Source organism: Flavobacterium succinicans, assembly GCF_001662485.1.
GTDB classification, from domain to species: Bacteria; Bacteroidota; Bacteroidia; order Flavobacteriales; family Flavobacteriaceae; genus Flavobacterium; species Flavobacterium succinicans_A.
The window spans coordinates 179422-191981 of the sequence record NZ_JMTM01000065.1 but is presented as its reverse complement, the minus strand read 5'-3'; the positions used below and the strand labels follow the sequence as shown (position 1 = coordinate 191981).

General features: G+C 35.0%; 17 protein-coding genes. 5 read left to right on the top strand and 12 right to left on the bottom strand.

From position 1 onward, the window contains the following. The first annotated feature begins 384 nt into the window (after window positions 1–384). The 4 genes from FLB_RS12395 to FLB_RS12375 all read left to right on the top strand — a co-directional run bounded on the left by FLB_RS12395 (window position 385) and on the right by FLB_RS12375 (window position 3509). A complete protein-coding gene (locus tag FLB_RS12395; RefSeq protein ID WP_064716268.1) occupies window positions 385–1140 on the top strand; it encodes an NUDIX hydrolase in 756 nt (251 codons plus the stop codon). 334 nt (window positions 1141–1474) lie between these two features. Continuing rightward, window positions 1475–1939, top strand: a complete 465-nt coding sequence (locus FLB_RS12385) for a hypothetical protein (protein ID WP_064716266.1) — start codon at window positions 1475–1477, stop codon at window positions 1937–1939. A 168-nt stretch (window positions 1940–2107) separates the two neighbouring features. Next, window positions 2108–2815: a hypothetical protein gene (locus FLB_RS12380; RefSeq protein WP_064716265.1), complete on the top strand. Its 708-nt coding sequence runs from the start codon at window positions 2108–2110 to the stop codon at window positions 2813–2815. A gap of 358 nt (window positions 2816–3173) precedes the next feature. After that, window positions 3174–3509 carry a hypothetical protein gene (locus FLB_RS12375; protein WP_064716264.1) on the top strand — a complete coding sequence of 112 codons (336 nt, stop codon included), beginning with the start codon at window positions 3174–3176 and terminating at the stop codon, window positions 3507–3509. Window positions 3510–3795: 286 nt separating this feature from the next. Here FLB_RS12375 and FLB_RS12370 read toward each other — a convergent pair whose 3' ends face one another. From FLB_RS12370 to FLB_RS12355, 4 genes are all read right to left on the bottom strand, one after another. Next, window positions 3796–4854 (bottom strand): mannose-1-phosphate guanylyltransferase, encoded by a 1059-nt coding sequence (locus FLB_RS12370; RefSeq protein ID WP_064716263.1) that lies wholly within the window; start codon window positions 4852–4854, stop codon window positions 3796–3798. A 48-nt stretch (window positions 4855–4902) separates the two neighbouring features. Then, a complete protein-coding gene (locus FLB_RS12365; RefSeq protein ID WP_064716262.1) occupies window positions 4903–5502 on the bottom strand; it encodes a SprT-like domain-containing protein in 600 nt (199 codons plus the stop codon). A gap of 215 nt (window positions 5503–5717) precedes the next feature. Continuing rightward, window positions 5718–5945 carry a four helix bundle protein gene (locus tag FLB_RS14410; RefSeq protein WP_231891077.1) on the bottom strand — a complete coding sequence of 76 codons (228 nt, stop codon included), beginning with the start codon at window positions 5943–5945 and terminating at the stop codon, window positions 5718–5720. Window positions 5946–6013: 68 nt separating this feature from the next. Continuing rightward, complete coding sequence (locus FLB_RS12355) at window positions 6014–6691, bottom strand: SDR family NAD(P)-dependent oxidoreductase (protein WP_064716261.1); 678 nt, start codon at window positions 6689–6691, stop codon at window positions 6014–6016. Between the two features lie 112 nt (window positions 6692–6803). Here FLB_RS12355 and FLB_RS12350 point away from each other — a divergent pair, with 112 nt between their 5' ends. Further along, the gene (locus tag FLB_RS12350) at window positions 6804–7382 is read left to right on the top strand and encodes a GNAT family N-acetyltransferase (protein ID WP_064716260.1); all 579 of its coding nucleotides are present in this window, start codon (window positions 6804–6806) and stop codon (window positions 7380–7382) included. On the opposite strand, the gene FLB_RS12345 is transcribed toward FLB_RS12350, so the two are convergent. The 8 genes from FLB_RS12345 to FLB_RS12310 form a co-directional block, all read right to left on the bottom strand. After that, on the bottom strand, window positions 7374–8012 hold the full coding sequence (locus FLB_RS12345; protein WP_064716259.1) for a hypothetical protein: 639 nt from the start codon (window positions 8010–8012) through the stop codon (window positions 7374–7376). The genes FLB_RS12350 and FLB_RS12345 overlap by 9 nt on opposite strands. 3 nt (window positions 8013–8015) lie before the next feature. Further along, entirely contained in the window at window positions 8016–9038 is a 1023-nt protein-coding gene (locus tag FLB_RS12340; protein ID WP_231891076.1) for an ATP-grasp domain-containing protein, read from the bottom strand. A 22-nt stretch (window positions 9039–9060) separates the two neighbouring features. Continuing rightward, complete coding sequence (locus FLB_RS12335) at window positions 9061–9768, bottom strand: NRDE family protein (RefSeq protein WP_064716257.1); 708 nt, start codon at window positions 9766–9768, stop codon at window positions 9061–9063. Continuing rightward, the gene (locus FLB_RS12330; RefSeq protein WP_064716256.1) at window positions 9756–10244 is read right to left on the bottom strand and encodes a hypothetical protein; all 489 of its coding nucleotides are present in this window, start codon (window positions 10242–10244) and stop codon (window positions 9756–9758) included. The genes FLB_RS12335 and FLB_RS12330 overlap by 13 nt, the downstream gene beginning before the upstream one ends. A 1-nt stretch (window position 10245) precedes the next feature. Continuing rightward, the gene (locus tag FLB_RS12325; RefSeq protein ID WP_064716255.1) at window positions 10246–10635 is read right to left on the bottom strand and encodes a DoxX family protein; all 390 of its coding nucleotides are present in this window, start codon (window positions 10633–10635) and stop codon (window positions 10246–10248) included. 7 nt (window positions 10636–10642) lie between these two features. Further along, window positions 10643–11104 (bottom strand): YHS domain-containing (seleno)protein, encoded by a 462-nt coding sequence (locus tag FLB_RS12320; RefSeq protein ID WP_064716254.1) that lies wholly within the window; start codon window positions 11102–11104, stop codon window positions 10643–10645. 85 nt (window positions 11105–11189) lie between these two features. Then, complete coding sequence (locus FLB_RS12315) at window positions 11190–11639, bottom strand: YHS domain-containing (seleno)protein (protein ID WP_064716253.1); 450 nt, start codon at window positions 11637–11639, stop codon at window positions 11190–11192. Between the two features lie 22 nt (window positions 11640–11661). Next, window positions 11662–12558, bottom strand: coding sequence for a hypothetical protein (locus tag FLB_RS12310; RefSeq protein ID WP_064716252.1), 897 nt, complete (start codon window positions 12556–12558; stop codon window positions 11662–11664). Window positions 12559–12560: the final 2 nt, after the last annotated feature.

Here is a 12560-nt window from a genome sequence, read left to right as displayed (position 1 = left end):
TTTCAAAAATCTATATGAGAATTTATTGGGTTAAAGCACTGTCAATAAGTTGTTTTAATTTTTTACCACATAGGAGTTTCATAGAATTTATAGTTTTTGAAAGAAAGAAATAGACGTTTTACTATTCACATAGCCATTCCTATGTGAGAAATAGTGCTATTTCTGTTATTTTCTTCTACAAAATTTTATCTATGATTCTATGTGGTTATTTTTTTATTTTGTTTCACTTTCATCCAACAGTTATGAATTAGCGTTCATTCGTGTAATTTGTGGCGGAAATTTTAAAAGCGAATACTTGGCTTGAGCAAAAAATTGGTATTTTGTTCCTCAAAAAAAACTAAATTGCGCTCACAATAGCGGCGTATTAATTTAAAGAAGATGCAGATGTTACTGAAAATACTCGAGAATAAAGACCAATTCCAACCTGGATTATCCATAGATTGTGTCATTTTTGGTTTTCATAACAACCAACTCAAAGTGCTCTTGAACAAGACCAAATACAGCGACCAATGGGCATTGCCTGGCGGTTTTGTTCCCGTCGACGAAGATTTGGACCAAGCAGCAGTCTCTATTTTGTACGGACGAACGGGAGTCAAAGGCATCTTCCTGCGCCAGTTTGCCACCTTTGGAAAAGTGCAACGCAACCAGGCCGATTTTAGTCAAAAAGTTGTGCAATTTTATGGACTTACCCCCGAAGCTGCACAATGGTATTTGAACCGATTTGTCACCGTGGGCTATTATGCCTTGGTCGATTTCTCGCAAACGGTACCACAACCCGAGGGCAACAAAGAAGTAGTAGAATGGATTGACCACAGCGCCGTGCCCGAACTCATTTTGGACCACCGCGAAATCCTAGACACCGCCTTGGCCACACTCCGCACCGAGCTCAATTTGATGCCCGTAGGCTACAACCTTTTACCCGAAAAATTCACCATACCCGAGTTGCAAAAACTCTACGAAACCATACTAGGACGCCAGCTCGACCGCCGCAATTTCCTCCGAAAAATCACGGCCATAGGCATCCTCATCAAACTCGACGAAAAGAAAAGCAACGTCGCACACAAGGCGCCCAACTTGTACCGTTTTGACAAAGAACGCTACGAAGAAGTCGTAAAAAATGGCCTCACCCAAGGCTGGTAATTTCACATTTTTTCTGTTTTGGGCATACCCCCGAGCCACACAACCTTGCCAAACCACACGACCCTGCTCCTCGGGGTCGGGCTATCCATTATATCTTTGCTGGCTAAAAGAACCGCCAGCAAAGGATGCCATTCCTATCCCTTATGCGAAGTTAGAAGTTGAGATTTGGAATTTAGGATTTGGGATTTGGGATTTTGCAGATTGTATAGCATTCTTACAGAAAATTTCTATATTTTTTAAGGAAAAAGAAATATATTTGGGAGAGACAAAAGCAAGAATACAATCACAGATCTATAAGCAAGTTAGCCGTTATTTTAACTGAACGAAATGAATAATGAAAAAATCAACTAAAATATTTCTAACAGTTTTTCTAATTCTTGTAATTGGAATTTTTATACATCCATCAAAAGTAATATATGTACCTAAAATAAAAGGAAAGGTAATTGACGAAAATAGAAATCCAATAAAAGGTGCAATTGTTTTTCGAATTGAAGAATTAGAATCAGTAAACAAAAAATGGGGATATTATGAATATACAAAGTATAGATCACAGACGACAAAGACTGATGAAAATGGAAATTTTCAACTTGAAGAAAAGTCAAGAATTGAATGGATACATACACCATTAGATTTGCCCTTTGCTTACTGTTACGGAAATTTTGAAATTGAAAAAGTTGGTTATAAAACTTATCAGACAAAGTTTGGAGAATTTGAACAGTTTCATAAAGCAAATTGTTATGCTTGTGAAGAAATTGAATTTAAACCAATTATAATTCTGAAAAAGCTGAATAAAAACTAAACAGAAAAAACCGAACGCATAACAGCTACAACGGATTTGGACAATTGGCTTAATGGAAAAATGGTTTGTGTTTGATGCATTTGTTTTTAACAGAAAGATTACGCATCTTTAATTCCAGCCTGCGTGTAGCGCGGGAACGTTGTGCCACATTCAAAATCCACGTAAAATATGACGAATATAACCACTTTATCAGACGCTTTAGAATCAACAATTAAAGAAAGTGAACTTCAAAACATAACAATTGAATTAGCTGAAATAATTGGAGATACCTTTTTAAAAGATGGCATTCTTAAAGAAATTCCAGTACTTTCTACAATTATGGGACTAGGTAAAGGATATATTGGAATTAAAGATGCATTGTTCACTAGAAAACTAATTCGTTTTTTAAAAGAAATTTCTGAAATACCACCAAAGATAAGGCTTGATGAAATTAATAAAATTGAATCTTCAAAAGAATATGAAATAAAAGTCGGTGAAAAGTTACTGTACATAATCGATAAAAGTGAAGATTCTCAGAAAGCAGAAATAGTCGGAAAATTATTCAAAGCATTTTTAAAACATAAAATAACCTATGAACAGTTTCTTAAATGTTGTAAAGCGATTGAGCATTTATTTATCAAAGATTTGTTCAAATTCCTTGAACTTGATGATAAAAAATTCCCAGTAGAACACACAGAACAATTTGTTAACTCGGGAATAATGATGATTGTAAATAAACATCCAACTATGGTAGACATGAGTAGAGCACGAGGCATTGGAAAAACTTTCGGAGGAAGTAATCCTACTCCAAACTTTGCTAATCACGAATTTAGACCTGGTGAAATATATTCAAAGATGAATGAATTGGGAATTTCCTTGAGAAAGGCATTAACCTAGATAGATGTCGCACAACAAGGGTTTTGTGCAATAGGGGTTTTCGTGGTTAATTGAAATTTATTACTTTTATCAAGTTTCAGCGACGGTAGATTGTTTCGGTTTTCATAAATCCCCTACTGCCACAAAGCCCCCCCCCGCTCCACAAAGTGTTCTTAGTAATAGATAAATTTGTCGTTAAGGCTGCGCGAATGTCTCAGACTTCGCGCCATTTTAAATCGTTTTGTAAACCGTAAAAGTGATAAAAGTCTCCTGACTTTTTACGTAAATATCTTTAGATGTTTTATGTGTCAAATCATTATATAAAATCCCGCTGTAGTGCCCGAACGTTGTAAACAATGCTAAAAAAAACTAACGAAAAATGAAATACGCTGAATTTAATATTGAAAATAATAAAATAGAATTTCTGAATTCTGTGTTCGGAATTGAAAGTGTTTTGTTAAACGGAAAAACGGTTTCTAAAAAATTCTCATTCTCTGGAGTGAAACACAATCTAAACTTGCATTCTGAAAATTTTATTTTGAAATCAAAATACAAACAATTCGATAAAGGAGAAATCGAACTGGAATTAGTTAAAAACGGTAAGACAATTGAAAGACAAATTGTTCAAGCAGACAAAAGACAAAGACTTTGTTGGGTCTTGATTGGAGCTGGATTAGGAATTGGAGCATTTAAACTCTTAAATTTTATAATTTAGAATCCGCTCCGTAAAGCGTTCTAAATAGCAGATTAATTTGTTGTGTATGATGTCTTATTCTTCGAGAAGTTAAATATGTAGAGGAAGATTATGTTCTTCCAAATGAAGACCCACAACAGCTTTTTTTCATTTCCCTAACTTTAAAATTCAAGAATAACGAATTTTTTAGTATCAAACCGCACTAGTGACATGAATAGTACTATTAAAAAGTAAAAAGTAATTTTTGATAGCTAAACCAAAGTGTTTTATTGACTTATATGGCTTTCTTTTTTTTGACTATTAAACCTTATTTTTTCAATTTATTGGCAATCAATTTGATGTCTTGCTCCTTGCTTTTAGGGTAAATCAACAAAACATCTTCTTTGTCTACAATAATAAAATCATGTAATCCATCAATCACCACTAGTTTTTTGGCAGCCGTACGGATGATATTATTAGAAGCATTTTCTAAAATCACAGTTGCATTGACCACGGCATTATCTTGTTTGTCTTTGGGTAATTTGTCATAAAGTGACCCCCAAGTCCCTAAATCATTCCAATCGAAAGTAGCGGATAGAACAAAAGTATTTTTTGCTTTTTCCATGATGGCATAATCTATAGAAATGTTCTCGGCTAATGGGTAATATTCTTTTATGAAATCATGCTCAGAAGCGGTATTATAACTACTATACCCCTTCATAAAATGAGCCAACATGGCTGGTTGAAAAGCCTCGAAAGCCTTGAGAATAGAAGGAATACTCCAAATAAAAATTCCCGCATTCCATAAAAAGTTACGACTCTGAATAAATTTTCTGGCGGTGGGATAATCAGGTTTTTCACGAAACTGAACGACTTTTTTTATAGGTCTGCTATCTAATTTATCATATTCGATGTAGCCATAACCCGTATTCGGAAAAGTAGGCAAAATACCCAAAGTCATTAGGGTATCTTCTTTTTCGCATAAATTAAAAGAGAGTTGCAGATTGGCGATAAACTGCACTTCATCTTCAATCCAATGATCACTTGGAGCTACCACGACTACAGCGTTTGGATTCAGTTTTTTGATCTTTAGCGAAGCAAATAAAATACAAGGAGCTGTATTTCGCATGGCGGGTTCCAATACAATTTGATCCTGACTCACCATAGGTAATTGCTCTAGCACTATGGAATTATAAGCATCATTGGTAAGGATTAGTATGTTTTCTTTAGGGATTAGATGCGACAATCTGCTGAATGTCTTTTGGATCAACGTTTCTCCCGTTCCTAACATATCGTGAAATTGTTTTGGAAAATCTGTCGTGCTCACTGGCCAGAATCTTGACCCTACTCCTCCAGCCATCAAGATGGCATAATAATTTTTATTCATGGTATTTAGTATCATTTAGCACATTTGCCATACAAAATGGCAGTGCATTTAATGTGGTAAGAGTTCAACTTCTGCATTAGGATTAAACAAATACATCCGATTGGAACTCAACTCTACACATTCGTATCTTTTGGTTCTTAGTGCCCCTTTCCTGAAAATTTTTCCGTTATGGATTCTAAAAACACTCCCATACGGAAGTTCAAAGATATAGTTTTTATCGCTTTGTTGGTCAAACTGTTTTAAGGCCAATGCCAAAGTAGCATCGGTATCACTACTTGCTGCCGGATTTTTAAAATGTCTTGCTAATAAAGGCAGTAACTGGTTTGGAAAAATTTCGGGTCTTATAAACGGAACCATCAAACGCTGAAATGTATATTTCCATTCGGCGCCATGAGGTTTAATGTTGCGGCCAAACTTTTCAAAAGCGACCAAATGGGCGATTTCGTGAATTAAAGTGATTAAAAAACGGTATTTGTTTAAGTTTGAATTTACCGTGATTTCGTGTTTTCCGCTACTTCCTCTTCGATAATCCCCATGACGCGTCACCCGTTCATTGACAATTTTCAAATGTACCTGATTCGCAACAATCAGATCAAAAACTGGTTTCACGGCATGTTCAGGCAAATATTTTAAGAGAGTGTCTGACAAATTGAGTTATGTTATCGGTTATCCGTTTTCTGTTATCGGTTTTGAGTTATCGGTTATCAGTTATGGGTTAGCTGTTATCGATTATCGGTTATCTGTTATCAGTTATGAGTTTTTCTTTGACGTAATTAGTATACTTCTAATGATTTTTAAAACTTCATTGCTTTGCTGATGAATTGAAAAAAAAATCATTTTCAGAAATATAATTTGTTTCTTTATTAAGTTCTAACCATCATATTCCTTTTGAGAAATTGATAATTTATGAATAAAATCAGCCTACTTTGAGCATTTATTGCCTCTCTTGCATTTGCACGAACAGAAGTTGCAGACCTTAAGAATTGCTTACTGGGTACAAATTCTTTCTTCTCAGCAACTAAATATTTGTGGAAATTAACACCTCTTATCGCTAATTCAAAACTTTTTGTTTTAATAATACTTTCACTCATATCTTAAAAATCACAATCCATAACAGCTAACAGACAACCGATAACAGCTAACCGATAATCGATAATTTTTACGGATTACTCGTTGTAACTTGCAATACTTTTCCGTTATAGTATTTATTTCCGGTAAGTGTGAAATCGAAGATATAATTAGCCATTTCCGAGGCTGAAAGTGGTGCTTGATACCCAGGAAAAGCTTCTTCAAGCATTTCGGTTTGAACAGCTCCAAGCGCTAAAACATTAAATGCAATGCCTTGCTCTTTATATTCCTCGGCCAATAATTCTGATAAGGTAATCACTGCGCCTTTGCTTGAGCTATATGCGGCTAAACCAGCAAATTTTAAACTTCCTTGTACGCCACCCATCGAACTAATGGTAACCACATGACTTCCTTTTTGCAAATATGGCAAAACAACTCGCGTCAAATTGGCCACTCCAAAAACATTAACTTTGTAAATGGCTTCAAAATCCGCTTGCGTAATGGTAGCAAAAGGCTTATTCAATAAAGCGCCTGCATTGTGGATAATGGCATCTACCTTTTTCCAACTGCTATCTAGAAAATCGGTTACTTGATACAAATCGTCTTCTGTAGACAAATCAACAGACAGGCAAGTGATGTTTTCGTTCTCGATCAACGCTTGGGGAATTTTTCTAGAAATGGCCAACACTTGATGACCCGCATTGGCGAATTGCAAAGCCAATTCAAATCCGATGCCTCTACTGGTGCCAGTAATGATAATTTTTTTCATACGGCAAAAATAACAAAACCGAAACAAATTGACTTTGAAAAATACAAAAGCTTATCATACAATACTATTTTTAGTCTCAATTTTGTATTTTTAAAATCTATTATCCGAAACTATGCCGTCAAACATCAAAATAACAATTGCTACTGAAGGAGATATTCCAGGAATTGTAGCCCTGCACAAAGCCAATTTGGTAGTCAACTTAACCGAAGTAGAACAACAAGGAGGATTTGTGACCACTGCTTTGACCGTTGAACAAATCCAAACAGTAATCCAACAACAAGGCGTCTTTATTGCAAAAGATGAAAATGCCATCATTGGATTTATTATTGCAGCCGACTGGGAATTTTTTAAACAATGGCCCATTTTTGAATATATGATCCAATTGTTTCCGAGTTTTTCTTTTAAAAATTTCGAAATAACAACTACTAATAGCTTTCAATATGGGCCGATCTGTATCCACAAAAACTACCGAGGGCAAGGCATCATCACGGAGCTCTTTGACTATATGAGAATTCAAATGATGGATAAATATCCTTTGTCTTTAACCTTTATCAACAAAATCAATATTCCTTCTTATAAGGCGCATACACAGAAACTTTCTTGGGAGGTAATCGATGAATTCCATTATAACAGCAATGTCTATTATGTTTTGGCTTACGAAATGCAACAAAAAGTGATGCACTCATCTTAAGTATTTTTGGTATACTTTTTTCGTTTGAAAAATTGCCAAAACCACAAAGAAAACAGGAATGAAAACGGGTAAGATATAAGAACTGAAAAAGAAATTTTCTTGGGCAAGTGAATCCAATACGACAATAGCCAGAAGCATACCCCAAAAAGTTCCCAATACAATGCCTAGAAGATAAAAATGCTTAAGTCTGTGGGTCAAAACAATACGGTTAGCGTTGACCAAATATAAATTCCAACCCACCCAAAACGGAATTTGCAAAAAATTAAGCGCACACAATACTAATCCTATAACGAAAGAAGAATAGGCAACATATTGTTTCAAAAAATCAACAGAAGTAACCGAATAACGGGAGCTCAACCGAAACGCCAAAGCCAGTCCTAACAAAAAAAATATAGCAAAAAAATCAATATTTCTCATCCATTTTTTATTGATCACCAACCGATTGACAAAAAGAATAGTCCCGTAAACCACTAGTACTTCTACCAAAATGACTCCCAATAGATAGAATGTCAAAGATTGCCATTTGGAATGTGCCAAAATCGCTACTCCAACAATATTGAGATATCCCAAAGGAAGTGATCCTAAGAAACTAACAAGAAATCCAAAAAAAAGATTCTTAAGAATTGGCATCGTTTAAAAATTAATTATTTTTTTGTTTTGATTCAAATGCATGAGATACTGTTTCATTCCTTCTGAATAGCTCAAATATGGAACGCCTAATTTATGATTAGCCACACTAATTTCAAACATGTAAGTAATATGTCTCGCTAATTCTTTCCAAGCAAACCAAAGGGAATGTTTAGGGTCATAAATATGAGTGGGTTCGCTTGCGGCTCCATTCAATTCCACAATCGAAAAATTAAGGCCTCGTTCTAATTCCTCAAAGCTATTATACATTACGTCCATGCGCCCAAAATAAAACCCAGGAATTTGAATGCATATTGCGTTAATTACTGCGTTCAACTTCTCGGTGATTACATCGCTTGCATCTATAAATTTAGCTCCACGAGCATGATTGCCGTAGGGGACTAGGTTTCGCTTTTTCCCTTTTGGAAGGATTTTATTTAGTTTTTTGCCATACTCTTTTTGCAAGGCTTTCAATTGCATAGCATAGCGAGGATTTTTTTGTAGCAATTGGGTTATTGTCGAAATACCATCTCCTTCGACAATCAAAAATTCTTTGGCTACTATTCCTGTGATTCTTCCTGATTTTTCGTGGGGGTATCGTACGTAAAAGATACCTACTTCATTGGAAAAAGGGATTAAATTTTGAATCAAAAAATCAAAATCAGCATGTTTAACATAACTTTCTAAATCGGCTAAGGTTTTAATTTTTTTTACTCCAGAACCTCTTAAACCAATATCGGGTTTAGCGATACAAGGAAAGCTTATTTTTGCTTTTTCAATGTATTCCAAAACCGTTTCAACAGTGGTTCCTTCATATATTAAAAGTGTTTCTGGGTAATTGTTTTTGGGTATCAAATCAAAAATTGCCATTTTGGATTCCATCATGAAACCTCCATTTTTAATAGATGGATTAGCAGCATTAAAGAAAAAAATAGCACGCGCTTTTATGGAATAATAAGCCCAAAGGAAATATATAGGAAAGTACACCACTTGAAATGGCCAATACTCCCAATGAAAAAGTTTGTGCAAAAATAACTTCAATTTTGAGGTTTTAAATAATGATAAAACTATCGATTGTATTTTCCTCCAGCAATAGATCTTGATAGATTAATGTTACTTTGTTGGATTCTATAACCGTTTGGGTAATACTTGTAGTTTTTAATAGGTTGTTTTGATCGATTACTAATCCAAATTTTTTATTATCAGATTGGGTGTGTCGATGAAAATGGAGCACTTCTTCAGGAGTTGGTTTGGGCGTTTCTTGAATAAAAGCGTCAAACCATTCTGTTCTGAGCTTTCTAATTTCGGGTGTGTACAATGTGGCTGAGGACCAAATATGCTTCTCAGAAATAGATAATTCTTGTTGGGTTTTTAGTTTCCCATTCCAACGCAATTGAAACAACTTTTGGTTCTCAAAAACCACCAATGTAAAAGGTTCTACAGTGCTTAAATCGAGGGTTTTCCATTGTTGTATAGCGTCATTGGCACTGCAAATTTCCAATGTAATTAAGCCTCTGCTTTTTTTGTAATGGGGTAGCACTTGGTGTTTTTCTTCGGCACCATTAAGCAAAATGGCCACCATACCCTCTTCCGAAACGGCAAACCAAGTTCCACCTGCTTTTGGATCTTTAGGAAATAGCACTACTTTTCCGTTATGACAATAACGCTTAGGCGCAATTGCTGGGCGATTTACTTTTTCATCCCGATTAGAAGTAAGGATTATTTTTCCGTTCGTGTGAACAAAACTTACTGTGCACATTGTTTTCTATATTCGATGGTAGAACGTGCCACACCAAAATTATCGTCGATGGTAATTGTGTTACAATGTAGCAACCCTACTTTTATCAAGGCTTGGTGATGAATACAATGTTCTAAATTATACAATAGCTCTCTGGTGTAATTGCTTTCGATAACAATTGTTTCTCCATCTATTACTTGTTGTAAAATCAAAGATTTATTCGCTAAATCTATGTTGTCTTTTACCTCCTCAATTTTAGTGATTGCAAAAAGGATATCGGTTTGAATTTGTCGGTTTCGCGATCTTAAATCATAATTTACAATTCCAGTTTTGTATTGGTTTTGTAAACATTGATACATTTCAATGATGTGGCGCGTATGTTCTCCAATACTTGCTCCGCTAAGTTCGGGACAAGGAAATGAATACTCTGCATCAGATAACTGCTCTAAAAGTGCAATTAACTCGTTCAAACTATTTCTAACAGATGCTATCAGCATATTAAAATTTAAATTTTAACAGATTAAAAATCTGATTTTTATAAATAAAAACCAAAGCCGCTGAACAAATAAACGTAATTAAAGCCAAAATAAAAAGTGTCCCTCCATCATTTTGAACCTCATACCCTAAAATCAAGACATGTGATGCAATGGCTCCTAGCATTACTCCGCAACTCAAAAAGGCACCTAACAAAGTAGTTCTTGGGATAAGAAGTAGAATGGCAGCAATTAATTCGGCAACTCCAGATCCAATTCTACCAAAAGGTTCCATTCCTAAAGTGGTAAAAATATAGACACTTTCTGGCGCAGCAGTAAACTTAAAAAACAAGGTTTGAATCAAAATGGCAGCGGCTATTAAACGCAATATCCAGGGTAAAATGGTGGCTTTCATAGTAATTTTATTTAATTATTTTTTTCCAATTCGAATCAGCTTTTGCTTTCAATTGGTTTTCGTCTTTATTCCAACTTTTCAAAGTATTAGTAAAAAAGGCATTATAAAACAGATACAATTTGCCTTCTACAATCTTGAATGTTTCTGGATTGATTTCCACTTTTTCACCTGCACTTCCCATGGCATAAGCACACCAACCTCCATATTGTGGTTCAAAACCCGCTGGATTTTTGAGGAAACTATCTTTATTAGTAGGCGAGGAGAAGTAATAGGTAACTCCTTCGTAAGTGGCCGCTAAATTAGCTTTGCCTTCTAGTGCTTTGTTTTGTTTAAAGTAAGCCACAGGGTCATATCCCTGAATCGCTACTTTTTTTTCTAAATTAAATGCTGTTGCGCGTTTAGTAGCACTTTGAGCAAATGTCGTAACCGTTGTAAAGGCTAGCAAGAATAGTATAATTATTTTTTTCATTTCATTTATTTTTAAATGGTTGTTTTCTTATGGTACAAATGTATTGAGTGAATTATTCACCTTTTGTCCGTTAGTTTACATTTGCTTATAAATTCTTTATTTTTTCCCAATTAACGGTTGCTTTGGCAATGCGAACGTTCTTGTTTTTGGACCAATCTTCTCTAACTTTCAAATTATAGTTTAAGTAGAGTTTGTTATTTTCAATAGTAAATGCTTCGGGTTTAATGGGAGCTTCGTAACCTTCGGACATTCCATAAGCACAAAAACCACCAAATTGAGGCACATACTGCTCAGGATTTTTAGTAAAAGCGTCTCTGTTTTCTTGCGAAGTAAAATAGTACGTTGCTCCCTCGTAAGTCGCTTGAATTGTTTTATCTCCTGGTGTTGGTTTCGAAACAGTAAAATAAGCCACAGGATCATATCCTTGGAGGGCAATTCCGTTTTTTAGGTTGGTGTGTTCTGCACTATTATCTGTTTGTGCGATTGCTATTGTTGAAGAAATAGCGATAAGTAAGGTGAAAATAGTTTTTCTCATATTTTTTCTATTTTAAAATTTGTTAAAATGAGATGTTGTATTGTAATGCAAAGACAAAACTTCGAGTCAAACCATCGGGACGTACGTCTCTAACGACAAACGGTGTGGCTACAGAAACTTCAAGCGCACTGCTTGGTGTAAGTGCATATGAAGAAATTAAATTTCCGTTGATGGTTAATCCATCAGAGCCTATAATTTTTTCGCGAATACCAAAACGGTTCTCAAAAGTATCTTCGCCTAAATGATAAATAAATAGAATGTTGGGTTTAAAAATCCATTTTTTATTGGCTGTTTGTAACGTATACGTTGTTCTAAAAAGTGCATCGGCTTTGCGTTCAAATAAATTGGTTGATGGAAAGTCATCTGTTCCTGAAAACTCCTTGAAATAGGAGTTTTTATTGTTATTAAACACGGGGACTTGAATCGCTGTGTTAAAGTCCCATTTTTTGTATTTTAAATTGGTATTTAACAACCAATCAAATGTACCAAGACTGGCCTGATAATCTAAGGGTATTGAATAACCATTTATTTTAAGGTTTGCTGTTGTAAACGGAATTTTCAAGCCCGAAGTGATACTCCATTGTGTATCCTTTTTTTCTGTAAAGCGATAATTACCAACTAAGAAAGCATCTCCTAAACTAGTTCTTGTTCCAAAACTTCCATTTGCAGATGAAAACGTTACCTTACTGCTCCAAGAAAAACGCTCACTTACCTTTCTTGTATAGGAGATATAAGGAGAAAAATAAGTCACATCGGCTTCTCCTGCACCAAAAATTGTAGCTATTTCAAGTGTGTTTTTTTGATCATTTGCCTTTTCAAATCCATGACCAATGGAACAAATTCCTGCATCACTGCATCCTTGACCATACGTTCCTTGTACTGAAAAGCACAACAAACTAATAAAGATTATATTTTTCATAG